Below are 27,000 nucleotides of genomic sequence, written 5' to 3' on the forward strand. Positions count from 1 at the left end.
ATAGCGCGACAAAGCGACTCAACACCGGGAAACGACCCCCATTTTCACTTGGCCCCGATCGCACTTGTATTGTCACCCCACTCCGGGTTGAAATGACTAAAGCAAATGCTTTAGTCATTGTCAGAGTTCCGGCTGCCCCGGAACCGCCACCGCTCATTGAAGAGGAACTTCCATGACCACGCAGCATTTTGACGTTGTCATTGTCGGCGCCGGCTTATCCGGCATTGGCGCAGCCTACCACCTGCAACAGAAATGCCCTGGCAAGCGCTACGCCATTCTGGAAGGCCGGGAAGCCATTGGCGGCACCTGGGACCTGTTCCGCTACCCGGGCATCCGCTCCGACTCCGACATGTACACCCTGGGCTATCGCTTCAAACCCTGGCAACAAGGCAAAGCCATTGCCGATGGCAGCTCCATTCTCGACTATGTCCGGGACACGGCCAGAACCTATGGCATCGACCAGGCGATCCGCTATAACCACTGGGTCACCCGTTACGACTGGTCCAGTGACGACGCCACCTGGACGGTGGAAGCCAAAGTCGGGCCCGGCAAGAAGACGAGCCGCTTTACCTGTAACTTCCTGATCAATTGCAGCGGCTACTATCGCTATGACGAAGGCTATACCCCGGCATTTCCGGGCGCGGACACCTTCAAGGGCCAGATCATTCATCCCCAGCACTGGCCGGAAGATCTCGATTATACTGGCAAGCGGGTGGTGGTGATCGGCAGCGGCGCCACAGCGGTCACGCTGGTGCCGGCGATGGCCGAACAGGCTGCTCACGTGACCATGCTGCAGCGCTCACCGACCTATATCGTATCGCTACCCGATGTAGATCTGATTGCCCGCACGCTGAATCGGTTGCTGCCGACTGGTCTGGCCTATCAGATGACCCGCTGGAAAAACGTCTCCCTGCAGACGATGTTCTACCAACTCTGCCGGCGTTATCCCAAGTTTGTACGCAAACTGCTGCGCAAACACCTGCGCGCCCAGCTGGGGCCGGATTTCGACATCGACACCCATTTCAACCCCAGCTATAACCCCTGGGATCAACGCCTGTGTATCGTACCCAACGGCGACCTGTTCAAGGCGCTGCGTCACGGCGATGCATCGGTCGTGACAGACCATATCGAAGCATTCACTGAACAGGGCATCCGCCTCAAGTCAGGCGAAACGCTGGAAGCCGACATTATCGTATCGGCCACAGGATTGAATCTGGTCACCCTTGGCGGTGCGGACTTGCAGGTTGACGGTCAACAGATCAAGCCCGCCGAGACCATGACTTACAAAGGCCTGATGCTCAGCGATATACCCAACCTGGCGTTAGTCGTTGGCTACACCAATGCGTCATGGACCCTCAAGGCCGATCTCACCAGCGAGTATGTGTGCCGGCTGATCAATTTCATGGATAAGCAGGGCTTTGATTACTGTACACCGGTGGTCAGCGCCGATGTGGAGCAGGAGCCTTTTCTTGACCTGGATTCGGGCTATGTTCACCGAGCCGAGGCCCACCTGCCAAAACAGGGCGATCGCAAGCCCTGGAAGCTGTATCAGAACTACCTGCTGGATCTGGTGAATATGCGGTTTGGCCGGGTTGCCGACGGCGCGATGACCTTTGGGCGGGCTGGCGAACCCGCCACACAGGTGGCCGACCAACAGGCCTGAGTTGTCCTGACAGGCGGGGTTTGGCAACACAAAGCAAAACATCGTCAAACGCCACCTGTTTTGACTCAAGGCAAAGCACGCTGACGCTCGCAGTGCTATCTTACTGATAATTAGCGTGGCATTTGTTCGCCATGCCTTCATTTTCAGGGATTTGCACGACCACCATGATGACTCTGCTCAAAAACGCCAGGCTGAAGTACAAGTTCTGGCTGCTCAATATTGTTGTTTTCACCGTACTGGTCGTTCTGGCCGGCTACGCCATAAGCGAGATTGCAGCCGCCACCGGCGAGACCTTTGAGGCCGCCTTTGCGGAGCACGCCGGCGGCTTTGCCGGCATCGTGCTCGTGCTCATGCTGCTCGAAATGGCTGGTTCCCAGTTGCTGATCAGCTTTATCGAGCGGCATATACACCGCCTCAAGAACACCATGGTCGACGTGCAGCGCACCGGTAATCTCAGCCTGCGGGCCGATGTTGATTCCACCGATGAGATCGGCGAGATGGCGGAAGCTTTCAACGCCATGCAAGGGCGGACCGGGCATGCTGTGCTGAGCATGAAAGATGCCATCCACAGGCTGGAAGCGGAAGTCACCGCATTAACCGCTGCCACCGAACGCAGCCGCGATGAACTGAAACGCCAGCAGCAGGGAACTGATCGCTCAGCGGATGCCGTTGACGCCATGTTGACCGGGTTTCAGGGGATCGCCAGCCAGGCGGATAACGCCAAGGAACTGTCCCGCGAGGCGCGACTGGCGGCTACGACCGGCCGAGATCGGGTCGCGCGCACATCAAACTCTATTCAAAAGCTGGCTGAAGTCATTGCCCAGTCTGCCAGCAGCGTCGAGGCGCTGGCCGAAAACAGCCGTGAAATCGGAAGCACGGTGACGGAGATTCAGGGCATCGCCGAACAGACCAACCTGCTGGCGCTCAACGCGGCCATCGAAGCCGCCAGAGCCGGCGAGCAGGGGCGCGGATTTGCAGTCGTCGCCGACGAGGTACGCAACCTGGCGCGCCGGGTTCAGGATTCAACCGAGCAGATTCAGGGCACCATCGATCGCCTGCTCGCCACCATGGGATCAGCAGTTGAGCAGATGAACGCCAGCTCCGCCGATGCTTCCCGCTGCGTGGAGGAAGCCGATGCCGGCACGATCGCGCTGCAGGAAATCAATGCCGTCGTGCAGCAGATTGATGACACCAATCAGGACATTGCCCGCGTATCAGCCGATCAAACGGCTGCTACAGATGCAGTCCAGCACGACATCCAGAGTATCCGTGAAACAACCCAGAGCATGGTGGACCAGCTGGTCGACAGTGCCAGCATGAGCCAGCGCCTGAAGGCGCTGATTGCCGAGCTGGAAACTGTCGCCGCACAGGTGTCGGTGGATCAATAGGCGCTAGCGTTTGACGTTCCAGCGGCGCTGCATTTCAAGGAACAGGAATGACGCCGTCCAGGTGATCAGTACCAGTCCGGTCAGGGCTTCGATGCCGGTGAGGTAGCGCAAGGCTCCGTGGGGTTCGATGTCACCGAATCCCAGGGTGGTAAAGGTCGTGATCGAGAAATAGGAGCAGTCCAGCAAGGTGCCGGCAAAGTTGCCTTCGAAATAGCCCCAGTTTGGTGTGTGGTGCATCCAGTAATACGCCAGCGCGAACATCCAAACCTCAACAAGATGCGCGAAAAGAGTGCCAAATACGCCAATTACGATACGAAAACGATGGAACATATCCATGCGGGCCAGCAATCGTGACAGCCACGACAGGCACAGGTAATGCACCAGAATAGCCAGCGAGGCCACCAGACCGGTAACGGCGAAAATAGTGAAAATTGAATGCATTCGGTTTAGCTGCCTCGCCTGATCGTGAAAACTCTGTCGTTATCCGCCCCCAGTTTAGACCAACCTGTGTCCGGCCTCACCGTCGTCATTGATTCAGGGCTGTGGCACTATGGCTCACACCAAAACAATCCCATTAACGTCGCCAGGGGAGTCCTGCTTAACGCAGGTCTGAGAATGCGGCGGTGGCATCGATCGGCCATCCGCCCTAAACCCTGGAACCTGATCCGGTTAACACCGGCGGAGGAAGTGCGACATGATAGTAACAGCCTCGCTTGCGCTGGCAGGCGCTCTTATTCTCTTTACCTGGCTCGGCTTGCGGGCCCGTCTGGCTGACGGCGGTCTGGATGACTACATCACCGCCCGCAACAGCCAGGGTGCCCAGGCCATTGGCTTGTCTTTTCTTGCCTCCGGCATGGGGGCCTGGATTCTGTTTGCGCCGCCGGAAGTGGGCGCACTGGTCGGCCCGGTCGCCCTTGCCGGCTATGCCATCGGCGCGGCGCTGCCGTTTATTGTGTTCGCCTTTTGTGGCCCGGCTATTCGCCGATACCTGCCCGAAGGACGCAGCATTGGTGAGTTTGCCCAGGCCTGCTACGGCAACGGCGTACGCCGCTGGGTGGCGATCATCTCTGTCCTTTATATGCTCTGCTTCTTGACAGCAGAACTGACCGCTATCGGCGCCATTACCAACCTGTTGTCCGATCTTAACGGCAATATCGCGGTTATCGCTGTCGCTGTGACCACGTTGATCTACACCGCCTGGGGCGGACTGCGAGCCAGCCTTGAAACCGATCGTTGGCAGGCGTTGCTGTTGCTGGCGTTGCTTGTTGTGGTGGCCTTCGTTGCTTTACCGCAGCTCCCCAATGCATTCGATGCGGCCAAACTGCCGGATATTCCTGTGACCGCCTCGCTGAGCGTTGCGCTGACGCTGGTGATTGCCGTGACCGCCGCCAACCTGTTCCATCAAGGCTATTGGCAACGACTCTGGGCCGCCGAAGACGACGCTGCGCTGGGCCGGGGCGCTATGCTGGGCGGCGGCGTTACCGTATTGGTCGTCGCACTGGTGGGCGCCCTGGGCATTGCAGCATCACTGAGCCTGGACGACATCGGCACACCGCCAATCCCGTTCTTTGCGTTGCTGACACAGGCACCGGCTTGGCTCGGGATAGTCGCACTGGTGCTGGCGCTTTGCCTGGTGGCGTCATCGGTCGACACATTACAGAACGCGCTGGCGTCCCTGGCGGTGACCGAAAAGCAGGGCCTGTCACTAACGTCTGCCCGCTGGTTCACCTGCCTGCTGATGATTCCGGTCGTACTGATTGCCTTGCAGGGGTACTCGGTACTACGTCTGTTTCTGATCGCGGACTTGCTGTGCGCCACGGCGGTCATTCCGGTATTGCTGGGACTCTGGTCAAGAATGACAACACCGGCGGCGGTTGCCGGCGCACTGGCAGGGCTTGTGGGCGCAGTACTGCCCGGCGCAGTGAGCACGGGTAGCATGATGGCCGGGCTTGAAGCTGCCAGTTTCCCCGGCGGCATTCCCACGCTTGCGCCTTATCTGGGCGCTCTGTGCGCATCGACTCTTGTCAGCGTTGCTGTTGCGCTGGTGGCACCCAAAAAGCGCTAAACTCCAGGATTACCGGGTCATAGCGACATCATCCGTCGCGGACCCGGTCCGATTTTGACGGCACTCTCACGCCAACCGTCCACTATTTCGGACACTGTACAGTTTTTCATACACGTCACAGATACCTCCTTGTCCTCCCGCTACCGGGCCTCCCGGCCTCATCGTTTATCAGCTCTGTAGATGCCGACTGTCCGGAATTCCGGATACTTTTTATACAAGCCATCCAAAGAACAGTAACAACCAATTGTTTTAAAACGCTTTATTAAACTGGCACAAGATCCGCTTCGGTTTATTACCGGTCAACAGTATCAAGCCTTAACGGCGCCGGCGTTCCATACAAAAACAATCACAGGAAGAAAAACATGTCGATCCGAGTCACTCTTGCGATCATAGCCATGGCATTGCTCGCCATAACCAACCCGTCCCATGCCGGGACGCTTACCTCCGATACCCTTGCAGCGGGGAGCCAGTCCGGATCCCGCGACCGTCAATACCAAGTGTATGTACCTGACAATCTAACAACACCTGCGCCCATGGTGATGGCCCTGCATGGTTGCAGCCAGACCCAGGCCAACGTCATGAATGAATGGGGGTTGCAAGCTGCAGCCGACCAGTATGGATTCATCCTGGTTACGCCTTTCATTACCAGCTACGACGGCCTTAGAAACCAGAACTGTTGGGGATTCTGGTTCGACCAGCATCGTCATGAGGGTGCCGGCGAGCCACAGGATCTCGTACGGATCGGCCAGGCCATTGAAAGCCAATACAGCGTGGACGCTGATCGACGCTACATCACAGGCTTGTCATCGGGTGGCGCAATGGCAGAGGTAGCCGCCATTACGCACAACGAATACTGGGCTGCCGCTGCGTCGGCTTCCGGCCTCCCCTATGGCGAAGATGCCAGCTCAGTATCATTGTCCGGCCAATGTCCGGGCAGTGCGACGTTTCACGGTGTCAGCCGTGTCGCCAGCGACATTGAACAGGAGCTGAACGACAGTTACCCCATTCCAATGATGGTGCTGCAAAGTGAAAACGACTGCACAGTAGTGCAGCCCGCGGGCCGCAATATCCGCGATGCCCATTTGCGGGTGTTTGGAGACAGCAGCCATGACACTCCGATCACAGCGCGCCAGAGCGAGTCCGACTGCTCGCCCGCCTATCAGAATGACTACCAGTGTGTGCACACCGTCTACGGCAATGGCGACGGTCGTTCGGTGGTTGAAACCGTTTTCTTTGACGGTCCGATCAATACGGCCAATTCAACCGATACAAACCACGGCCACTTCTGGGTCGGTGGTGTTAACGGCAGCGAAGGTCCATGGGCCGTAAGGGCCGGGCCCAGCTATCCGGATATTATCTGGGATTTCTTCAACCGCCACAGCCGCACTGGCTCCGTCAGCAATGGCCAGCCGACAATAACCGTGCTGGGCGACAACCCACTCGATCTGACACTGGACCAGAGTTTCAGCGATCCCGGCGCAACCGCAACCGATCCTGAAGACGGCAATCTCAGCGTCAACGCTGATTGCAGCTCAGTCGACACTTCTCAGACAGGAGATTACACCTGCCAGTACACCGCAACTGACTCCGATAGCAATACAGTGGCCCGCACGCGCACGGTCCGGGTAACCGATCCGTCCGCACCCACAGCGTCCTGTGCCACCGAAATTGCGTCGCCCAGTGCTCACGTCACAGCAGGACGTGCCGAGAAAGGTGGCAGCTTCAACTTGCGCGCACTTTCGTTGACTGACCGGCAGGACATAGGGGCATCCTACGACACCTGGTCATCCGTCACTCTGCATGAAGGCGAGCCCGGCACCTGGTACGCGGCAGAGCCTGAGGCATGCCGCACTGGCGGTGGCAATAATGGGGGTGGTCAGCCATGCGAAGAGTGGTACGGCAGCAACCTTCAGCACCAGAACGCCAACCGCGCCTATTACCAGATGGGATATTTCACCGTCGGTGGTGACGATGCGCTGGGCGCTATATCCGGCGGCTACAACTGGGTCTACGAGGCGGCACCCGGGGAGTATCGCGTCGGTCAGTGCCCATAACCTGAATCTCACCACACCCGTGTCCTTTTCTCGCGGGTGTGGTGTTTTAACAACCGTCCAATAACAACAATATTCCGGAGACTAAACCATGCAAAGGACGCTTTTATATTTGTTCATAACGGCCTCGACCCTCGGTCTGAGCGCCTGCAATGACAGTGATAAAGACGACGACAATGCGGCACTCAACCAACCGCCCGCGTTCCTCAGCGGCGAGGTACACCACAACCGGTACGATGGCAGCAGCAATGACTTGCTAACCGCAGGGCTCGGTGCCAGTGGTCTGGCCGGGGCTGCACCTGCATTTGCCGATCCGCTAAATCCTTCGCCAGAAGAGTTGCGTACGCTGGCGATCTACAACAACTACCGGGCGCTGGTGGATACCTCTACAAACGGTGGCTATGGCACCCTTTTTGGTCCACAGGTGGATGCTCAGGACAGTGAAGGCCGCGTCGCTGGTGATGAATACCTCGCCTTTATGACGGTTGGCGACAACGAAAGCGTACCCGTCACCGCGATGGTTCAGATTCCCGACAGTTTTGATCCCGCAAATGCCTGCATGGTCACCGCGCCATCGTCCGGTTCACGGGGGATTTACGGTGCTATTGGCACGGCCGGCGAGTGGGGGCTGAAAAAGGGCTGCGCTGTGGTCTATACTGACAAGGGCAGCGGCACCGGCGCAGATAATATGGCGACCGGCACGACCCAGCGGATCGACGGCACACTGACTATGGATACCCGTGAGCCGGTGCAGTTCCGTAGCGATCTCAGTGCAGCCGAGAGGGCGGCGTTCAATACTGCCACTCCCGACCGTTTTGCGTTCAAGCACGCCCATTCAAAGGTGAATCCTGAAGCCGATTGGGGGCAGCATGTGCTGCAGTCCATCCAGTTCGGTTTCTACGTGCTCAACGAACAGTTTGGCGAGGAGACACCCGAGGGCGGGCACAAAATAACCGTAACACCGGCCAACACACTGGTGATTGCCTCATCCGTATCCAACGGCGGCGGTGCCTCGGTGCGGGCAGCGGAGCAGGATAGCGAAGGCCTGATCGACGGCGTTGCCGTATCCGAGCCCAACGTCAATCCAGTAGTGGACAGCAGCCTGTCGATTCGTCAGGGCAGCCAGCCGGCAATTACCGGTCACAGCCGCAGCCTGTTTGACTACACCACTGCGATTGCGGTTTATCAGGGCTGCGCCAACCGGGCGCCGAATGTGCGGGATGATGCGCCGTTTAACGCAGCGCTCAACAATGTGCCCGCCAATGAAAACGCCTGCGCAGCGCTCGCCGCCAAAGGGCTGGTGACCGGTGCCGACCTTGATGCCCGCGCCGCCGACGCCCAGCGCATTCTGGAGCAGGATTACGGCATTCAGCCGGAGCAGAATCTGGTCGCCCCCAGCCACTTCGGTGCCAATGTCGCCCAGAGTATTGCGATGACCTACGCCAACGCTTACGGCCGGTTCGGTGTCGAGGACCGCTTGTGCGGGCTCAGCTTTGCGGCGACCAACGCCAGTGATGGCAGCGTTATGCCGCTGTCGGCCACGCAGGAAGCCGCGCTGTTTTCCGCCAGCAACGGCATCCCGCCCACCGCAGGCGTGAATCTGGTGTTCGATGATGCGACCGGCATGCCGACCAATCTTTCGCTCAGCACGTCGCCCAGCAGCGGCCTGCAGGACTATGGCCTGGACGCTTTGCTTTGCCTGCGCAGTCTTGCTCAGAACAGGGATGCGGTATCCAGAGCGGCCCTGTCAGGTACTGCTGCCGCCAACGCGACAAGGATTGCGGATGGTATTGAAAAGGTGAGAGCTACCGGTGACCTGCAGGGCAAGCCGGCGATTGTCGTCACCGGTCGTGCCGACGCCATACTGCCCATCAATCACACCTCACGGCCCTACTACGGGCTGAATCAGAAGATTGAAGGCGGCAGTAGCGGCCTGCGTTACTACGAGGTGCTTAACGCCCATCACCTGGACGCGTTCAATGCGTTTCCCGGCTTTGATGCGCGCTATGTCCCGCTGCACCGGTATTACATTCAGGCACTGGATCTGATGTACGACCACCTGAAACAAGGTAGTGCGCTACCGCCCAGTCAGGTCGTGCGTACCACACCTCGCGGCACTGGCGCGCCGGCACTGACAGCGGCGAATGTACCGCCAATCGCGTCCTCACCTGATGCGGCAGACCGCATCACCTTCGAAGCCGGTGAGGTTCGCATTCCTGATTAGAGGCTCGACTCAATAGGCCGCCAGCCCTGTTGGCGGCCTACTCCAGATCAATTCGGCGAATGGCCGTTTGGAGGAAGGCGGCTTTGACTTCAAACTGGGATTTGAGGGTCGGATCACGGGTTACATCCCGCTGGCTTTCGACGCCTTTGAGTTCCTGCACCAGCCAGCCGCGAATCATCACGTAGTAGCGGCTGTCGGTGCCATATTCCACAATCGTGCGCAGTGAGGCGGACTGCTCTGGCGCATCAATTGCCGCCTCGACCGCCTGCACCATTTCGCCGATTTCCTCATTGTTGCTCGGTACACTCTGGCAGGCCGACACCACGGCCAGACAGGTGGCAATCATTACCGCACGCAAAGTCATGGTGACTGCTTTCATTGGCTATTGTCCTTGTCCGATCGGTTATTGGCGTCTGCTACCCGCTTGAGTGCTGCTTCTATTTCATCGCAGGCCTGATCGTGGCTGAGCCGATCACAATCGATGGTGATATCCGCGTACCGGGTATAGAGCGCATATCGCTCGTCAAACAGATCGTCGAGGGTTTGATCCGGGCGCTTTGAGATGCCCCGAAGGCTGAAATCGCCGATCCGCGTTTTAACCGTATCAAGCGTGACGTTGAGAAAGACAACCTGGCCACGGGCGTTCAGATGGCGCATGGCCTTATCACTGTATACCGCGCTTCCGCCGGTGGCGATGACATGATGATCCAGCTCGACCTCGCATAGCACCCGCTCTTCAATCCCACGGAGCGCGGCATAGCCTTCGGAGTTGACGATCTCCTGCAGGCTCCGGCCTTCCGCCGCCTGAATCAACAGGTCTGTATCGACAAAATTGCGGGCAATACGCTTGGCAAGCAACACGCCCACCGTGCTTTTACCGGAGCCGGGCATGCCAATCAGCACAATGTTAGTCAGGGGAATACCTCCCGCCTGTCAGCCTGCAACTGGCCCACAGAGCATCAGAAGAAAATCAGATAAATCAGAAGCGCATACAGGCCATATTGCAGTGCATAGTAAAGGGTGCGGTTGTAGCGCTTTATTTTCTTGCCCAGCGTCCGGACCCGGTATACAGAACCAAATAGCCGGTTGAGCGCGCCGACCTTATCACCGTCTGTGTTCTTGGTCGCGGTGGCCGACATGACAAGACGGGAAAATGCCCGGTTTATGCCATCCACCAGACGTAATTTTACCGGGCGTCTGACATCCAGAAACAGCACAATCCGATTACAGTCCGTTCTGTTCTCAGCATAATGCAGGAAGGTCTCGTCAAACATGACCGCCTCACCATCTCGCCAGTGATAGCGCTGGCCATCAACACTGATATAGCAGTCCTGCGAATCGGGCGTCACCAGCCCCAGATGATAGCGCAGTGACCCGGCATAGGGATCCCGATGAATCACCAGACGCGCCCCCGGTGGCAGCATGGCGAACATCGCACCTTTGACATCGGGAATACCCTCTATCAATGCCACCGTGCGGGGACACAGCTGGTTGGCCGAGTGCAGAGTGGCGCCGTACCATTTCAGGTAAAAGCGCTTCCAGCCGGTTTTAAAAAACGAGTTGAAGCCCAGATCATCCAGATCGTCTGATGCCTTGATGGCGGCGGCATCATTGAGGCCGATCGCTTCATCACGGATGATCTCCCAGTGATCCTGCAGCACCTTAAGCTGCGGGAAGGAGGCCACATCAATAAACGGCGTATTCGGCTGCTTTGAGGTCGCGTAAAAAAGACAGTTCAGCGGTGCCAGAAAATTCGAATGATCGGTGAGTTTGCGGCTCAGTTTCGCATGCTGAACAACACCCCGGTGCTGCACATAGAGGGCACAGAGAATAAAAATAGCGAGAATTATCAGACCCATGGTGATTAATCGTCCTTAACACCTTTACCAGCCAACAATCCCTACATTATTGATTAGCACACTACTCACCGTCCGTAGCGAAAAACCGAAGTATGCCGCTCCGCCAAATCTCATCAGGACGGATCACAGCGGGATAACTGCTGCGCGGCGCTGTCCCAGCACCAGCTATTATCCGCTGTGAGATGAACGCCACCCAGCCAACGATCAGGCAGCACACGGTTCAGTGCCGTATCCCGGCCGGCCACCACGGCTCGACCAAACTCAGTGAGCATAAAAGGCTGATCCGCCAGAATGGAGCTGGGAAGCAATCGGTCACCCACTGTAAGCAAAGGCAATGCGGCGCGGGTCATATCAACCAGTAGTCCCCAAAAACCCAGATCACCCATGAAGCGCCGGGATTCAGTGCGCTGATATTCGGAGAATAGTTGGCTGAAACCCTGCTCCCCCTGAGCAATCAGGCACAAGGCCTGGTAAGCCGTGCGAGGCAAGCCTGTGCGGGGATCCGGGTATTCTTCCAGCAGGCGCCGGACGGTGCCTTCAAGAAAGGGCAGAGCCGAAGTATCACGCTGCAGCAAACCGGCCCAAGGCTCAGGTGAATCCGCGCAGAATGCTGCCCAGGCATCAGAGCCAAGTGCAAGCTGGTCCGCCGTCACCGGTGCCTCAAATGCCAGCAGAGCCGTCAGGCTCGCAGGCGTCGTTAACCCAAGGTACTGATCCGTGCAGATGAGGCTGAGTGCCGTCACCTCGTCGGGATGCTCCGCAAACCAGGCAAGCAACTGCAGAAGCTGCAACTGGTCGTACAGATCGTGCTCAAACCAGAGACGGATCTTCTGATAGTGCCCCGCGTTCCGCAGGATTGCGTCCCGCTCCGCGAAGCTTGTACGGATAGCCTCGCCGTCGCCCCAGCCACGCCCGGCGATCGCGGCCGCACGCACATCGGACAAGGCCTCAAGCGTCAAGCCAGCGGGCACAGGCCCCTCGTGCAGGATATCCCGCCAGGGCAGATAACGCCCTGGCAGGCTGGCGCTGCTCATGATCTCAACAGCACAGTCGCCGTTGGTAATGTTCAGAATGCCTTCCGTGGCCTGCGCCATAGCGTTGCTCCGCGATCCGCTCAGGGCTTACATCATGTCATCAGCGTTATATTTCAGAACAGCCTCATCACTGTCATTGAAGAAGGTCAGCACACCGCGCTCCTGTTTGAAGTGCGTGGTTTCCTGAAGCATTTTCAGGTAGCTGTCTTCAACATCCATACCCGCAAGGCAGGCCATCTGGGTCGAGATCAGCGCTCCAAAGCTTATATCGTTACCGCTCAGGGTATAGCTGCCGCTGAAATTATTGCAGCCGGCAAAGCCTACCGCACGGGTGCCTTCCTCGTGCAGCACAATATTGATCTCTTTGGCACGAACACCGACGTCATTCTTGATGGCGTTACCGTTCAGCTCCACGAGTTTCCAGAAGGTTTCGGTCATTTTCACCTGGCCAGGCGCTGCTGCGGCAGCTGATACGCCGCCGGGGCCGTTATCACTGCTGATCGAGGCATTGACCCGCGATACGAGAATCTTGACCGGTGTGCCCGAATCATTGGCAAAGGCAGGCACCGCCTGGGTGCTGATGAACAGGAGTTTGTTATCACGCATGATCTTGGCGCGCAGGCTATAGCGATTGCGCTTCAGGATACGGTCCGCATCGTAGGCAAGGGAAAACGCATACGGAGGACCACCTTCAGGCTTGAACTCCTTGCTGGCAATGGTCACCGAGGGTGCATCCGCACGGGAGACATCTTCCAGCGATACGGTCACCGTGGCATCGGGCGGAATCATCATCCGCTCCTTGTACCAGACGCTGCCCTCAATTCTGCTCTCCTCCATACCGCCTCCGAAACCGGCGCAGCCTGCCAGCATGCCTGACAGTAAAAACAGTATTCCCAGCGTCGCAATGCGATAAATCCTTTGCATGATGTGGCTACTCCCGGTTGAGTTTGTTTCAGTATCTTCAGATAAAAATAGCATTCGAACGGTTGAGTTACAGCCGCAGTCGGTATTTTCAGTTTCTTTTTGACGACACTCCCGTCAATCGGAGACTTTGCCCCGCAGCTGCTTCGTTCTGCCGCGCTGCTTCTTTTTGTCCGTTCGTTTGCGTCGGGCATTTTTACTGGGGCGCGTTGGTCGCCGTGGTTTTTCGAACACCACAGCTCCCTTGATCATATCGCCGAGCCGGCTCAGGGCGTCGTCCCGGTTTTTCTCCTGGGTACGATGCTGCTGCGCCTTGATAATGATTACCCCTTCCTTGCTGATGCGCTGATCATTGAGTTTCAGCAGCTGCTGTTTGTAGAACTCAGGCAGCGAGGACGACACCACGTCGAAGCGCAAGTGAATGGCCGATGAGGTTTTGTTTACATTCTGTCCGCCCGCACCCTGGGCGCGGATCGCAGTCAGCTCAATTTCTTCGTCCGGTATCGAGACGGCATTGGAAATACTCAGCACAGCACGCTCGCCTTGTGGCCACATACCGCGTCGAAAGCGCAGCGCTTACACATCATGTTCGATCCTTTTGCCCAGGCAGATGGCATGGTCTGGGAAATATCCCAACGCCTTGTAGAAGGCGACCACCTGGTCGTTTCCTTCACGCACCTGCAAATTGATTTTGGGGCAGCCTCTGGCTGCAATTGCGCGCTCGATTGCGGCCATCATCTGACGCCCGAACCCCTTACGTTGATGATCCGGCGACACCGCCAGGTAGTTGATCCAGCCACGGTGCCCTTCATAACCACCCATCACTGACGCCACGACTTGACCGTCCAGCGTACCGACCAGGAACAGATCCGGATCGACCTCCAGCTTGCGCCGGATATCCTTGTCCGGATCATTGTGCGGCACAACCAGACCACAGGCCCGCCACAGCGTAACGACCTGATCCTGCTCTTCAACCTGAAAACCGCGAATATCCATTGGCTAGCGTCCCGTCAGCGAACGTACATAACGAGTGCCGCCCAGTTGATACATTTGGCGGGTAATCCAGTCCACCCGTTCCCAGACATAGCCGCTGGGCTTTGCGGCATTCATCACTTTGGGGTTGGGCAAGACCGCAGCCAGGCGGGCTGCCTGGCCAGGGGAAAGGTAGCGGGCACTCACTCCGAAGTAGGCCTGGCTTGCGGCTTCAACACCAAAAATGCCATTCCCGAATTCCGCAATATTGAGGTACACCTCCATAATCCGGCGTTTTGACCAGAGGGCTTCCAGACCAAGCGTCAGCCCCGCCTCCAGTCCTTTGCGGACAAACTGGCGGCCATTCCACAGAAACAGGTTCTTGGCCGTTTGCTGGGAAATGGTGCTGGCACCGCGCAACGAATCACCCCTTTGATAATCCTCAACCGCGGCGGCGATCGCATTCATATCCAGGCCCCAGTGGGTCAGGAAGCGCTGATCTTCACTGGCAATTACCGCCAGTGGCATCCAGGGGGAAATAGCGTCGATATCCACCCACTGCTGCCGGGGCGCCCGTTCAGGGTGCTGCAAGCGGTCGGCGATGATAAATGCCGAGGTGGGCGGATCTACGAAACGGAAAAGGAGGATAATCGCCGCCACGAAGAGCAGCAGACCGCCCAGTATCCAGGCCAGTCCCTTGAGTATGGATTTCGTTCGTGATGTCTTCGCCACGCCAGCGCCCCGGTTAAAAGTGACAGTCCAGAATACGACATACCATAACCTATTGGTTCGGCGAATTAATCATCTGATAAATCTAACTCAACGGCTGCAGACGGGTACTCTGGAACCGGTTAAGCAAATGATGCATCAGGTACACCGCCATCAATGCCAGCAATACCGCAACCGCCAGCGAACTGAAGCGATACAGATCGCTGTAGATCAGATCCTGCTGCGGCGACACATACTGCCCGAACAGAATTGCCATGGTCGTCAAGGCACTGAAACCGGCCGCGGACATGCCGCCTTCAAGCATGTGGTAGCGGGCAAACAGCATCAGACTCAACCACAGGCCCAGCGCGATAAACGGCAACACACTGAAATGGTTCATCAAAACAAACTGAATCAGGAGCCCGAAGTTACAGCCTACCAGCGTACCGATAGCGCGATTCCAGCCGGCAGGCCCGGCACCTTTCCAGTTCATCGGGAACAGTACCAGAATGGTCGCCACCTGGGCGGACAGCGACCCCTGAAGGTCCATCACCTGAAATCCGACGAACGACAGGGTGGCCACGGTGGTCGCCAGAATTACTTCATGGCGCTGGTTGGACAGGGGCTTCTTCGGCATTTGCCGGGGTTGGCGCGGCTCTACATCGGGAAACAGACTCTGCATCAGACCGGCAATAAAAAGAGTCAGCAGCACCGCCATCATGTTGGAGGTGACGATATCGAACACATCGGCCTGCGGATAACTGGCAAAGTGCATTTGCATCGACAGGTTAACGATCGACATCGCCCCGAACAGGAAGTTAGGGCCACGGGCCATCTCCCGAAACAGCAGGGCAAAGAGCGCGATCACCACCAGCGTCATGGGGATCGGCTTGTCACCAAACAGTCCCTGCAGTAACAGAACGGCCACACTGACCAACGTCATGTTGGCGAGAAACTGGCGAATCACATGGCCGTTGAGCCTCGGCACCAGCCCCAGCAGCAGTATCGGCGTAACGGTGAAGAATGCACCGTAGTTCCAGCCCATGATCTTGCACAGCATAAAGCCGAGCGTGCCACCAAAGGCAATCCGCAGACACTGGCGCAGATCATTGCCATTAAGCTCACGCTTGCGAACCATCAGGATGGGATAAAAGCGGGGCATGCCAGCAGCCTTAATAAACGTAGTGAATCAGGCTGATCGCATGGATCTGCAGCGCACCCAACCAACCCGCCAGACCATCGGCAGGGTAGAGTTGTACAGTCGCCCGAGCACCCGACGGCAGACGCTCAAGCACCTCAGCGTCGTCGTTCAGTGACAGGTGCAGCCTTTGGCGCTGGGCATCCCGCACCCAGCGATCGGTGGCCTCGGGTGATGCCAGCGTGCCGTCCGCAGCCAACTGGCCCTGACGGGTGCCTGCATCGACGGCTTCCACCCGAGCCTGGAAAACATCCCCAGGCAGCGCATCGAATACGACTGCGGCGGAATCGCCCACGGTCACGCGAGACAGGGATTTCTCACGAAAGTCGGCAATGACGTCTGCCTCATCCTCCACCAACGCCGCGATGGAAACACCCGCCTGGGCAAAAGTACCCGGTTTGACCTGCAGGTTGGACAGGGTGCCATCCGCATCTGCCAGCACGCGGGTGTACCCCAGATTCAGCCGGGCACTCTCCAGCGCGTTGCGGGCCTGTCGCAACCGCAGATTGCTGTCATCGGACTGGCCACGCTGAACCTTCAGCTGATGCAACTGCGCCTGAGCCTGTTGCACTGTTGCGTCAGCAGCGTGGGATCTCGCCCGGGTCTGGTCATACTGTTGCTGGGAAACGCTGTGCCGGCCCAAAAGGTGGCCCAGCCGTTTGAGCTCTCGCGACATCTCGGCGGCATCCACTTTGGCAGCCACCACACCGGCCTCCGCAGCGGCAATGGACGCATCCATCTGGTCGTTCTGCATTTTTGCTTCTTCCAGCGCCAACTCAGCCTTGCTGACAGCCAGTTCAAAGGGCGCCTGATTCAACGTAAACAGGACATCACCTGCCTTCACATGCTGATTGTCGCGTACATGGACTGCCGTGACCTGTCCGCTAACCTGCGGCGCCACCCGGACAACCGAATGCATAACGCGGGATTGCGGCGTAACAGGCATCCACATATCGGCAATCAGGAAGTAGCCAAACAGGATGGCAAATACAACAAGAGAGACGTGTACCCAGCGGGCAAAACTCTGATCCGGTGTCATTGGGTGCCGCTCTCCCCGTTATCCAGACCCGGGATCTGCAAATGCTCCCGCAGGTTGGCCTCCATATGAATCAACACTTCAGCAAAAGCATCCAGCTGGATATCCGACAACCCGTCGTAAATATCGAAGCGAACGCCGTGAATGCGATCTTCCAGTTGCACGACAACCTGCTTGCCCTCAGGGGTAAACCAGAGCCGATGAGCCCGGCCGTCTTCGGGATCGCGGCGGCGCTCGATCAGTGCCTGCTGTTCAAGTTGATTAAGCGTGCGGGTCAGCGACGGCATCTCGATACACAGCGCCTTTGCCAGCGCCTGTTGGGTTGCGCCTTCACCGATCTTGGCGAGATGAACCATCACTGCCCAGCGGCTTTCCGTCATCCCGAGCGGCGCCACGGCGGCGGTTATTGCATCCCGCCACAGCCGGTGGACCCGACCAAGGGCGGCCCCAAGCGACGGCTTCAGTGATTGATGCAGCGAGAGAAAAGGTTCGACAGACGGTGTGGCTGGGTCGTGCGGTGACACGGGGCGACTCCCTGTTGGCAATGGGATGGCATCCGCTATTTATTTAGCAGGCTAATTTAATCAGCCATTTTACAGATTGACATTTGATTAGCCAGCTACCTATGGTTAGGTAATTCTACTTACCAGCCACCGCCTGTGGCGGTCACGGTCTCTGAAGAAGGGACGAGAGACACAAAAAAACGCCCCGAAGGGCGTTTTATGAGGAACCTGAGGGGAGTTACCACATCAGATCATCGGGAATCTGATAATCCGCATAGGGATCATCTTCATCAATCTCGCTGGACGATGGTTCATGCTGGATCACCGGGATTTCAGTTTCCCGCTGACGGATTTTGTCGGCAACATTGCCGGGCACCACGTGGAAGCTGTCTTCTCCCAGCACAACAATCGCCAAACGGCCACGGGACAGGTGCTCACCCTGCTCCGCATTCACATAAATCTTGTGCACTTTCTTGTCGACAACAAACTGATAGGGCGTGTCACCGTCCCCCCGGCTGATGCCGTGCTGCTCGACCATTTGCTTTACCTGAGCGCGATGCTCCTGCCGACGCTGTTCGGCCAGACGCTGCTGGTTCATTTCGCGATCGCGGGCCACCTTGTCAGCACGCGCCTTTTCCGCCGCCTGGCGCCGGGCCTCGGCGTCGGCATCCACAGGCCGCTTTTGTTTCCGGGCCTTGTGTTTCTCCTGCTTGACCTGCTTGGCCTTTTTTTCATCCGCCAGACCGGCCTGGAGTAACTGTTCCTGCAGAGATTTCGCCATCTTTCGCCTCAGAGAAAATTCATCTGATCGCATTATCGACAATCGACGCCGCCAATGGCAACGCCAACACGGGGTTCTTTGAGAATTTGATCCGCTGCGTCAGGCTGTGGCGCGGTTTAGCGAAAGTCGCTCAGGCGGTCTGCTATTCTCTTTGTCGCGGCGCACGCCCGGAGGCTGCCCCAGATACGTTCAAGGAACCGGATAATGGCTCACACGACACCCACCGCTTCGGCCGATAGCAACAAAACGCCGGTTATCACCCATACCCGCTGGAGTGCGGTGGTCACTCTGGCCCTGGCTACTTTGATTATTGCCAGCGAACTGACGCTGAGTGCCTTCGCGCTGCCTTTGATCAGCGCTGAACTCAAAATGCCATCAAGTGCCACTGCCTGGGTCTTGCTTTCATTCACGCTGCCGCTCATTGCCATTGCGATTCCCGCTGGCCGCTGGGCCGACCGCGCCGATGTGCGGCGGGTGTTTCTGCTGTCACTGTTCGGGTTCGGGCTGTTCAGCATTCTGGTTTCGCTGGCCTCCTCGTTTGCGATGCTGATGACCGCACGGGTGCTGCAGGGGCTGGCTGCGTCGTTTTACCTTGCCGTTTATATGCCGGTTGTCGCGACCACAGTGAAACCTGCGCAACGTGGGCAAGCAATCGCTATTATCTCCTCGATCATGATGCTGGGCAGTGTCGCACTGGCGCCTCTCGGCGGCTTGGTAGCCGAGCACTGGGGCTGGCGGGCAGTGTTTCTGATCAAGTTGCCTTTGATCGGGCTGGTGCTGGCGCTTGGTTTTCATACGCTGCGCAGTGCAGCACCGGCGCCACGTCCGGCGTTGCCAGCCATCACCCGCACCATGCTTCTTGAAGGGCTGCTGATTGGGGCCGCGATGACGGCCTTGCTGATCGGTATTGAGCAACTTCAGGAGCAGCCGTCTTTCGCCGCTGGCCTCACCATACTGGCGCTTGGGCTGCTGGTAGCCTGGGCCCGGCTTGGTTCCGCCCGACCGGTAGTCTGCCTGCTGATGCAGCCACGCTTCGGCTTGCCGGCGCTGGCGCTGATGTTGATTGCGGCCAACATCGGCTTGATGGCCTTTTCGCTGCCTTTCTTCGTTGCTGAGGTGATGCAGCGTAGTCCGGAGGTGCTGAGCTACGCCATGCTGGGATTTGTGGTCGCGTCAGCCGTCATGTCGCCCATTGCAGGTATGTTTGCCGATCGTTTTGGTGCCTTGAACGTGGCCGCTATCGGCGCACTGCTGACAACAGCCGGATTGCTGACGCTTGCGACCCTGACTGCAGAGGCCACCACGCTGGACCTGGTGTGGCGCGCGGCGGTTGCCGGCATCGGAATGGCGATTTTCAATGCGCCTGTCATGTCAGCCATTCTGGAATCAGCACCGCGGGATCAGACCGGCACCGCCAGCGGCGTCGCCAGCGTGACCCGAATGGCCGGCTCAACCCTTGGCCCGGCGTTGGCCGCTTTTGCCTGGAGCAGTAGCGGCGGAGGCGTTGCAGGCGTGCGCACCGGGGTCATCATGCTGTCGACTCTGGCGTTTATGGGATTCCTTGCGCTCCTTATCGCACAACGCCGGCCAGTAAGCCCATCAATTGCGACCACAGCTCCTGCAACCGAAACAGAATAACGGGCAGATCAAAGTCGAGATGAGCTTTCGCTATCACGAGATTCATCCATGCAGCGCCATCCGGTAATAGCAGCCAGATCAGGCCGGCGCAGTTCACTATAACCGTCAGCCAGAACACATTGCGGAAGGCGCGCTTGCTGGATTTATGCCGTAGCAGCTGGTGCGCGAGGGCCGCGCCGGGCCAGCCGCCGATAAGTGCAAGGATGTGCAGGGTATTTTCCTGGATACGCCAGGCATCGCGGCGGGCAGCACGCTTGTCCCAGGCGTAAACGCAGAACGTCACGACGCTCGCAGCAAGATAAAACAGGGGAATAATCAGCGGGAGCTTGCCCTCCAGCCAGGCTCCGGCCACAACAATCGCCCACATTGCAGCAGCCGGCAGGGCAAGTGAAGCCGGGCGTCGTGAAGGGCGGGCAGGCGAGCGGTCGCCATTGATTTGAACTGCCGTCGCGCAGGGACGCCCATGTTTGTCGCGACCGGCAACGTAACTGATGCTCATGCCCTTGTGCGGCTGCCGCCGTGACCGGTTCTCAAAATCGGTTACGTGGACGAATATTTTATCGCTGCCGCTAACTGGCGCCGCAAACCCGAAACCTTTTTCACCGTGCCACTGCACCAGTGTTCCTTTTACCCGCATACCCGCCTGCCAACGTCTTATTTGTGGGGCAGAAAAGTGTAAACAATCACCCATAAAAAAGCCCCTGCCATTCGAAAATGACAAGGGCCTGCGTTCAGATCGCGGGTGATCAGTGACCGTAAATCCGCATCTGTGTGTTCTGGATCGACATGTCATCCAGGGCGATCGAGCCGATGGATGTACCACCGATCAACACGCCACCGATGTTCATGTCGGCATTGAAGGTATCGATATCGACCGCCAGGCTGTCATTGCCTGCCGCATTGGGCGCCTTGTAGACATCAAAATCCGCCAGTGCGAACACGCTGACCACGTTCGGGTTATCGTCGTAACCTGCGCCGGTCAGTTCAAGATCGCGGATACCGACCGCCATGAACGGTACATCCACATCCAGATCATCGATCGCAAAGCGGGTATTGATGTTCATCTTGTCGGTTGCGGTATCGACGGTCACCATCATCGAACCGAAAATACCCTCAACAGACAGATTATCCATCACCGTTGTGCTGTCGGTGTTGCCACGCAATTCCCAGGCACCGGTGCGGACCGCGAAGTCGATCGGTGAGCCGTATAGCGGCAGTACCTGAATGACCGCATCGCCATCCGCCAGTACGTCAATATTGATCTTGATGTTATCGATCAGGTCGCTGGCGCTGCTTGGAATGGCAAACCCCAGTTCCTGGAACATATCGTCGCGGTTTGCACCACCGATGAACACGTCGCTGATTGCGAGTGTGCCTTCATCGATGTAGCGAACCTCGCCGATGTTAACTTTGGTCTCCAGTTCAATGGTGACACCGGCCTGGCCGGTAATGCTGCCCATCGAGGAGTCGTCGAGTGCCTTGAGTTCCGCTTGTGCCATCAGAGGCATCCCGGAAATCGCCAGCATCAGCAGTGATTTTTTCAGGCTTTTCATTGTTATAGTCCTTTCCGTTTGTTGCAGTACTGCTTTGCCGTCAGACCACAACGGCCGTTAGAGCGGGCGCTCCTCCAGAGGAGAAGCACCCGCGAGTTCATCAGCGTTAGAGGTTAGGGGTCAGATCCAGGTCAATGGTGTTGCCCGGTCCTGCCATGTAGTGGTTGAGGATATCGGTCAGAGGACCACAGTTAGACAGTGCAGGCAGATCGTAAGTACCGACCACCTTGCCGCCTTCAAGCGGTGCGAAGCTCTCGCCTTCTGGTGTCTTCAGCGAGATGTTCACCGGATCCATGGTGCGGCACTCAGAGCCACCACCAATCGGCAGTTTGAAGCCGAACAGTTTCACGGTGACCTTGGGGATGTTGATGTACATCTGCGAGTCAGCGGTCAGAACACCGTTAACCAGTGTGCCGGTGGTCTGCTGGGTCTGCTCAAAGTTAACCTGGGCAGTGGCTTTCAAGCGCTTGAAGAACTTGATTACCCGGAAGGAACCTTCCGTGTCATCCAGCGCCAGATCAGCAGTGAACATGCCGGTGGCCAGTTCCAGCACAGCATCGATGGTGCCGCTCAGTGGCAGGGAGCTATCAGAGGCAGCAATACCGGTTGTGCCCTGGAGATCCAGCAGGAAGTCAACGCCACCGCCAGTGTCATTGCTTTTGCCTTCGCCAGACAGTGCCACTTCAACAGTTGCAGCTTCAGGGTCATCAGATTCGATGCTCAGTACCGCGTTGCTGGCACCTTCTGCATTCGCCGTGTAGGTAAGTGAAACGGTACAGCTGCCTTCAGCGGCAACAGTAGAGCAGTCGTTGGTCTGGAAGAAATCACCCGCGTTGTCGCCGGACAGGCTGATAGCGTTGATGGTCAGAGCAGCACCGCCTGCGTTGGTAACCGTGACCTGGCGATCAGCGCTTGTACCCACGTCGATCTTGCCGAAGCTGACTTCAGTCGCGTCCAGGCTGATTTCAGGTACTGGCGTGATGATGCTTTCGCCGGTCAGCGCGACTTCAACAGAAGGTGTCGCCGGATCGGTTGATTCAATTGCCAATGCCGCGCTGCTTACGCCTTCACCGCTTGCGATGTAGGTCACGGTAACGCCACAGCTTTCGCCCGGTGCAACAGTGGTGCAGTCGTTGGTCTGCATGAATGCATCCGCGTTGGCACCGCTCAGGGTGATCGCGTTGATGCCCAAATCGGCGCCGCCGGTGTTGGAAACAGTGATGACTTCTTCAGCACTGGTGCCTGACGTAATCTTGCCGAAATCGACATTCTCAGCGCCCACACTGATTTCAGGATCAGGTACGGCTTCGCCTGTGACCTCAAAGGTGTGCAATACGTTGTTCTGGCCTTCAACCAACGTACAGTCGGCGGTGAATTCACCAATTGGCGGCGGGGCGATAGCGCCGTCAGCCGTCCGTGCCACCATGTTCAGGGTCAGGTCATCAACGGTTACCGTGCCCTGACCTACGTCTGCCATGGTAAAGGTCACTGCCGGTGCTTCACCTGAAGCGGGAACAGTAAACGGACCTTCAGCATCCGGAATCGGGCTTTGAGGAATTGTCAGAGGTACATCCAGTGGCAGATCACGGCCTGCGGTGCGGACGGTCGACAGGTTTGTCGCAGACCCTTCGATCGTGGCAGAGCCCACCAGCTTCAGGCCTAGCCGGGAGTCATTGTTGACTGTAGTGGTTGCCTCAATGGCAAACGGTCCAAACGTGTCGCCAACTTGCGCTTCAGGCGGGAAATCTGCGCTGATCTGGGCTGAAATGGGCTGGTTGCCAATCAATGGCAAGGGACATACGAAATCCAGATTCAGGGAAACAGGCGCAGCGGAAGCCACCCCACTCGCAGCCAAGAGCGCCGTACCGGCGATGGCCGAACGCAATGTACGTGCGTTCCGGTTGTTTTTCGTCGAACTCATGTTGTCGTCCTCTACAAAAAGCTTTTTGTGTTTTTATAGGATTCGCAGACATCATCGACAGCGTGAGTAAATATCGATCTTGCGACTTTCCTTGTCATCTGAAAGGCGCCATCCGCATTCGTCAGGAACAGATGGTGAACCTCGACGACCAGCACCGGCATGCCGATGAGGGTCTGTATCCATTAAGCGTCCGAATACACAAGGAGGTCATTGCCTTTATCGGCAATATTTTTGATAAAAAAGGAACAACTGTGCGCCTAATTCAAATTTCGTGAAGCCCTTCATAAACTGGGAAACTGTCTTACAAAGCAGCGATATATCGCGATAATGGCCCCTATGGACAATTTTTGATCAAAAAAATAAAGGGGCAGCTTGAGCTCGACACAAACAAATAGAAGAGTACAGCTGTATACAGTAAGGAATTGCCCGAAGCGATCAGGAAGAGCCGCCAACGACAGCGTGCGTCCTGATCAGGAGGATTGTGCGGGACCGTTGCGGCGGACGTCGCCAGGTGTTTTACCCGTCCACGACCGATAAGCGCGAGTGAAACTGGCCTGGTCACTGAATCCGAGCTTGTCGGCGATCACATCGAGGGCAACCGAGGTGTCCGTCAGATACAGAGTGGCAAAGGTTTCGCGGATATCGTTGCGAATCTCCCGAAACGAATACCCGGACTCGACCAGATGATTGCGGACGGACCGGGTACTCATACCCAATCTCATCGCTATCTTTTCCAGCGAGCTGCCGCGGCCGGGATTATTGATGATCTGCTCCCGGACCTGCGTGACCAGTTCACCGTGGATTGCTGATTTGAGCTGCTCCTCAAGTCGGGTGCGGGCTATCGCATAGGCCAGCCCCACATCGTCCTCCGGCACCTTTCGTCCGGAAAGCGGCATTAACACCTGCGTATGCGCCTTATCAAAATGCATTTCCGAATCTGACACCAACGCATTCCAGTCACTGACAGGGCGAGCGGTCGGGAAATCAAATTCGAATATGAAGTGACGGCACAAAGGCAGGGACAACGCGTAGATGCTGCCCATGTAGATTTTGGACATAAACGCCCGAAGTGGCCCGAGCCGCCAGGTGTCATGCAGGCGGATTGCCATTCCCTCACCCTGGGAGGTCAGCTCGATGTCCATAATCGGCAAACTGACCCGCAGGTACTGCACAATGGCATGAATCAGTTTCTTCGGATCCCGCTGCCCCAGAAAAGCATAGCCGACAAGGCCATGGGCGGGCAGGTTCAGCTCCTGGCCGAACTGGAATGCGGCGCGCTCGTCCTGAACCAGCCAGTCCGCTTGTTTGAGAATCGCCGTTACCTGCTTCATCGACAGAAACGCATCCGGATTATTCAACACCGCGTCATCAAGACCGCTGCCATCCAGCAACGTTTGTTGCCCAATTCCCTTGCCGCCCATAAAGCGCACAAATCGGCGCGCATAGCGGGCTGACACCAACGGCATGTCGTAAGCCAAGTGTTCAGACTGACCCATTTCAATCATCCATGAGGCGAGAGTCCCGACTCGCGCACCACTGCTTGTGCGCACCAATAGTCGGCATTTCACGAAGCCACTGCCAACGACTCCGCGTTCTAAGCGGGTACTACAACACCCATTTCAGAATATAGGCACCCAGTAATCGGACGTTTTGAAATGGCATCCCACAAATGGCGTTATGGCCGAAAATGACAAGACGGGGTTCGCGTTTCGGCACTTTTCATCACGCGCCTTAAGCGACACAACTAAAAGTACGACAGGGCAGGCATGCAGGAAGGAAGCCGGCAAGCCCAACGGACTTGCCGGCCTGAGAAGCGGTCAGCCCCTGAGGCGTGATGCGTGCTTCAAGTAGCGCCGTGCGAGCACTGCGCCAACAATGATCTGAATCTGGTTGTAGCACATGATGGGCAGCACGATCATACCGAAACCGGGATGACCGGCGAACAGCACCTTCGCCATGGGCAACCCCGATGCCAGACTCTTTTTCGAACCGCAAAACACAGCCGCAATCTCATCATCAAGCGGCAACTTCAGGCGTCTCGACAAGATCATGGCGAGGCCAATCACCAGCCCCAGCAGCAACAGACACAGTGCGATTGCAATCAGAATCGCCGTCACCGGCAACTGGTCCCACAGTCCTCCCACCACTGACTGGGAAAAGGCGACATAGACGATCAACAGAATGACCCCCTGATCGTAGCGAGACGAGAATCCGGGGTGACGATCCAGCCAGGGACCCAGCTTTGGCCTCAACAGATGGCCGATCGCAAACGGCAACAGCAGTTGCAGCACGATATCCCGCAAAGCACCCAGCACATCAAAGCCTCCGTCGCCGGTGGTACTGACCAGCAGCACCAGCAACAGCGGCGTCAGCATCATGCCGAACACATTCGAGGCGGCAGCGCTGCAGATCGCCGCAGGAACATTACCCTTAGCCATCGCGGTAAATGCAATGGAAGAGGAAACCGCCGAGGGCAGCACCCCCAGATACAGAAAGCCCAGCGCCAGATCTTCCGGAATCAAAACCGGCGCCAGCGCACCGATGGGCAAGACCACCAGCGGGAATACAACAAACGTGAGCGATGCGATCAAAAGATGCAGTCGCCAATGGGTCGAGCCGGCCCGAATCTGCTCCCGCGACAGGGCCGCACCATGAATAAAAAACAGCAAGGCAACCCCCGCAGAAGCCACCACACCCAACACACGGGCAATACTGCCCTGGGCCGGCAAAACTGACGCCAATACCACCGCACCCAGCAGGATCAGCGTGAACGGATCGAGACGAATACGCATCACATGGCCTCCGACAACGCGTCCAGAGCCGGCATCAGCATGGTGCGGGCGACGCGAAATGCAGCCTCGGCATCTCCCATGATGATGGTTGCCAGCAGATACTCGTGATCAGCGTGGGACGGCTCGGGCAGATCCGCATCCCGTTCGGTGCGTTCGATCGTCGCCGAAACGGCGCTGCGGAAATACGCGTACATCGCCATCAACGCATGATTGTGCGACGCCTCGGCAATCGCCACATGGAAACGCTCATCCTGGGCAATACGCTCATCAATATCGTCTCCAGCCGCCGCCCGGGCAGCCAGCGCTGCGCGCAGTTCATCGAGATCATCCTGATCACGACGCAAGGCCGCGAGGCGAGCCGCTTCCGCTTCCAGGGTAATCCGCATTTCCAACTGGTCCCGCAGAGCCGAGCGCTCGATACGCCGCATGGTCTCTGCCGGATCCAGACGTGCCCGAACATAGGTGCCGTCCCCCTGAAGGGTTTCCAGCAAGCCGGCATGTACCAGCACACGCACCGCTTCACGGACGGTATTACGACCTACGCCCAGCAACTCGGAGAGTCGACTCTCATTGGGAATACGCTCACCAACCGGCCATTCACCTGATTCAACCGTTGCCCTTAACTGATCGATTGCACTGTCTACCAGCGAGCGGCGGGCTATTTTTTGTGTATTCATATGATCATCCCATGAA

General features: G+C 57.5%; 25 protein-coding genes. 6 read left to right on the forward strand and 19 right to left on the reverse strand.

Translation table 11 applies throughout. The annotated features are described in order from the left end of the window. The first annotated feature begins 172 nt into the window (after positions 1 to 172). Together ACUN9X_RS02170 and ACUN9X_RS02175 are read left to right on the forward strand one after the other, a co-directional pair. Positions 173 to 1,663: a flavin-containing monooxygenase gene (locus ACUN9X_RS02170; protein WP_445472051.1), complete on the forward strand. Its 1,491-nt coding sequence runs from the start codon at positions 173 to 175 to the stop codon at positions 1,661 to 1,663. 164 nt (positions 1,664 to 1,827) lie between these two features. Continuing rightward, entirely contained in the window at positions 1,828 to 3,051 is a 1,224-nt protein-coding gene (locus ACUN9X_RS02175) for a methyl-accepting chemotaxis protein (RefSeq protein WP_445472052.1), read from the forward strand. A 3-nt stretch (positions 3,052 to 3,054) separates the two neighbouring features. Here the strand turns inward: ACUN9X_RS02175 and ACUN9X_RS02180 are convergent, their stop codons facing one another. Next, positions 3,055 to 3,483, reverse strand: coding sequence for a potassium channel family protein (locus tag ACUN9X_RS02180; RefSeq protein WP_445473165.1), 429 nt, complete (start codon positions 3,481 to 3,483; stop codon positions 3,055 to 3,057). 262 nt (positions 3,484 to 3,745) lie between these two features. On the opposite strand from ACUN9X_RS02180, the gene ACUN9X_RS02185 reads away from it, so the two are divergent. The 3 genes from ACUN9X_RS02185 (at position 3,746) to ACUN9X_RS02195 (ending at position 9,391) form a co-directional block, all read left to right on the forward strand. Further along, positions 3,746 to 5,116: a sodium:solute symporter family transporter gene (locus ACUN9X_RS02185; RefSeq protein WP_445472053.1), complete on the forward strand. Its 1,371-nt coding sequence runs from the start codon at positions 3,746 to 3,748 to the stop codon at positions 5,114 to 5,116. A gap of 362 nt (positions 5,117 to 5,478) precedes the next feature. Continuing rightward, the gene (locus ACUN9X_RS02190; RefSeq protein WP_445472054.1) at positions 5,479 to 7,170 is read left to right on the forward strand and encodes an extracellular catalytic domain type 1 short-chain-length polyhydroxyalkanoate depolymerase; all 1,692 of its coding nucleotides are present in this window, start codon (positions 5,479 to 5,481) and stop codon (positions 7,168 to 7,170) included. Between the two features lie 109 nt (positions 7,171 to 7,279). Next, a complete protein-coding gene (locus ACUN9X_RS02195) occupies positions 7,280 to 9,391 on the forward strand; it encodes a 3-hydroxybutyrate oligomer hydrolase family protein (RefSeq protein ID WP_445472055.1) in 2,112 nt (703 codons plus the stop codon). A 37-nt stretch (positions 9,392 to 9,428) separates the two neighbouring features. Here the strand turns inward: ACUN9X_RS02195 and ACUN9X_RS02200 are convergent, their stop codons facing one another. The 12 genes from ACUN9X_RS02200 to ACUN9X_RS02255 form a co-directional block, all read right to left on the reverse strand. Then, positions 9,429 to 9,770, reverse strand: coding sequence for a hypothetical protein (locus ACUN9X_RS02200; RefSeq protein ID WP_445472056.1), 342 nt, complete (start codon positions 9,768 to 9,770; stop codon positions 9,429 to 9,431). Then, complete coding sequence (locus ACUN9X_RS02205) at positions 9,767 to 10,282, reverse strand: shikimate kinase (protein ID WP_260037378.1); 516 nt, start codon at positions 10,280 to 10,282, stop codon at positions 9,767 to 9,769. Before ACUN9X_RS02205 ends, ACUN9X_RS02200 begins: the two co-directional genes overlap by 4 nt. Positions 10,283 to 10,350: 68 nt before the next feature. Then, entirely contained in the window at positions 10,351 to 11,250 is a 900-nt protein-coding gene (locus ACUN9X_RS02210) for an aspartyl/asparaginyl beta-hydroxylase domain-containing protein (protein WP_445472057.1), read from the reverse strand. 113 nt (positions 11,251 to 11,363) lie between these two features. Continuing rightward, on the reverse strand, positions 11,364 to 12,344 hold the full coding sequence (locus tag ACUN9X_RS02215; protein ID WP_445472058.1) for a hypothetical protein: 981 nt from the start codon (positions 12,342 to 12,344) through the stop codon (positions 11,364 to 11,366). A 27-nt stretch (positions 12,345 to 12,371) separates the two neighbouring features. Continuing rightward, positions 12,372 to 13,208, reverse strand: a complete 837-nt coding sequence (locus tag ACUN9X_RS02220; protein ID WP_445472059.1) for a YbaY family lipoprotein — start codon at positions 13,206 to 13,208, stop codon at positions 12,372 to 12,374. Between the two features lie 114 nt (positions 13,209 to 13,322). Next, positions 13,323 to 13,736, reverse strand: a complete 414-nt coding sequence (gene arfB / locus ACUN9X_RS02225; RefSeq protein WP_445472060.1) for an alternative ribosome rescue aminoacyl-tRNA hydrolase ArfB — start codon at positions 13,734 to 13,736, stop codon at positions 13,323 to 13,325. Between the two features lie 45 nt (positions 13,737 to 13,781). Continuing rightward, positions 13,782 to 14,201 carry a GNAT family acetyltransferase gene (locus ACUN9X_RS02230; RefSeq protein WP_445472061.1) on the reverse strand — a complete coding sequence of 140 codons (420 nt, stop codon included), beginning with the start codon at positions 14,199 to 14,201 and terminating at the stop codon, positions 13,782 to 13,784. Between the two features lie 3 nt (positions 14,202 to 14,204). Further along, on the reverse strand, positions 14,205 to 14,909 hold the full coding sequence (gene mtgA / locus ACUN9X_RS02235; protein ID WP_260037260.1) for a monofunctional biosynthetic peptidoglycan transglycosylase: 705 nt from the start codon (positions 14,907 to 14,909) through the stop codon (positions 14,205 to 14,207). Between the two features lie 82 nt (positions 14,910 to 14,991). Then, a complete protein-coding gene (locus ACUN9X_RS02240) occupies positions 14,992 to 16,023 on the reverse strand; it encodes a DUF2955 domain-containing protein (protein ID WP_445473166.1) in 1,032 nt (343 codons plus the stop codon). 34 nt (positions 16,024 to 16,057) lie between these two features. Beyond that, positions 16,058 to 17,122: an HlyD family secretion protein gene (locus tag ACUN9X_RS02245; RefSeq protein ID WP_445472062.1), complete on the reverse strand. Its 1,065-nt coding sequence runs from the start codon at positions 17,120 to 17,122 to the stop codon at positions 16,058 to 16,060. Beyond that, positions 17,119 to 17,643, reverse strand: a complete 525-nt coding sequence (locus tag ACUN9X_RS02250; protein WP_260037263.1) for a MarR family winged helix-turn-helix transcriptional regulator — start codon at positions 17,641 to 17,643, stop codon at positions 17,119 to 17,121. The genes ACUN9X_RS02245 and ACUN9X_RS02250 overlap by 4 nt, the downstream gene beginning before the upstream one ends. 217 nt (positions 17,644 to 17,860) lie before the next feature. Further along, positions 17,861 to 18,403, reverse strand: coding sequence for a DUF2058 domain-containing protein (locus tag ACUN9X_RS02255; RefSeq protein WP_260037264.1), 543 nt, complete (start codon positions 18,401 to 18,403; stop codon positions 17,861 to 17,863). Positions 18,404 to 18,607: 204 nt separating this feature from the next. On the opposite strand from ACUN9X_RS02255, the gene ACUN9X_RS02260 reads away from it, so the two are divergent. Next, positions 18,608 to 20,041: an MFS transporter gene (locus ACUN9X_RS02260; RefSeq protein ID WP_445472063.1), complete on the forward strand. Its 1,434-nt coding sequence runs from the start codon at positions 18,608 to 18,610 to the stop codon at positions 20,039 to 20,041. Here ACUN9X_RS02260 and ACUN9X_RS02265 read toward each other — a convergent pair. From ACUN9X_RS02265 to ACUN9X_RS02290, 6 genes are all read right to left on the reverse strand, one after another. Beyond that, a complete protein-coding gene (locus tag ACUN9X_RS02265) occupies positions 19,974 to 20,732 on the reverse strand; it encodes a DUF1294 domain-containing protein (protein ID WP_445472064.1) in 759 nt (252 codons plus the stop codon). The two genes, ACUN9X_RS02260 and ACUN9X_RS02265, sit on opposite strands and share 68 nt — an antisense overlap. A 55-nt stretch (positions 20,733 to 20,787) precedes the next feature. Beyond that, positions 20,788 to 21,594, reverse strand: a complete 807-nt coding sequence (locus tag ACUN9X_RS02270) for a DUF6160 family protein (protein WP_260037267.1) — start codon at positions 21,592 to 21,594, stop codon at positions 20,788 to 20,790. A gap of 106 nt (positions 21,595 to 21,700) precedes the next feature. Beyond that, entirely contained in the window at positions 21,701 to 23,515 is a 1,815-nt protein-coding gene (locus ACUN9X_RS02275; RefSeq protein ID WP_260037269.1) for a choice-of-anchor D domain-containing protein, read from the reverse strand. A gap of 470 nt (positions 23,516 to 23,985) precedes the next feature. After that, positions 23,986 to 25,011 (reverse strand): helix-turn-helix domain-containing protein, encoded by a 1,026-nt coding sequence (locus tag ACUN9X_RS02280; protein ID WP_445472065.1) that lies wholly within the window; start codon positions 25,009 to 25,011, stop codon positions 23,986 to 23,988. A 321-nt stretch (positions 25,012 to 25,332) separates the two neighbouring features. Beyond that, a complete protein-coding gene (locus ACUN9X_RS02285) occupies positions 25,333 to 26,307 on the reverse strand; it encodes a bile acid:sodium symporter family protein (protein WP_445472066.1) in 975 nt (324 codons plus the stop codon). Next, positions 26,307 to 26,984 carry a FadR/GntR family transcriptional regulator gene (locus tag ACUN9X_RS02290; RefSeq protein ID WP_260037273.1) on the reverse strand — a complete coding sequence of 226 codons (678 nt, stop codon included), beginning with the start codon at positions 26,982 to 26,984 and terminating at the stop codon, positions 26,307 to 26,309. Before ACUN9X_RS02290 ends, ACUN9X_RS02285 begins: the two co-directional genes overlap by 1 nt. Positions 26,985 to 27,000: the final 16 nt, after the last annotated feature.

This window comes from Marinobacter sp. V032 (assembly GCF_052645435.1).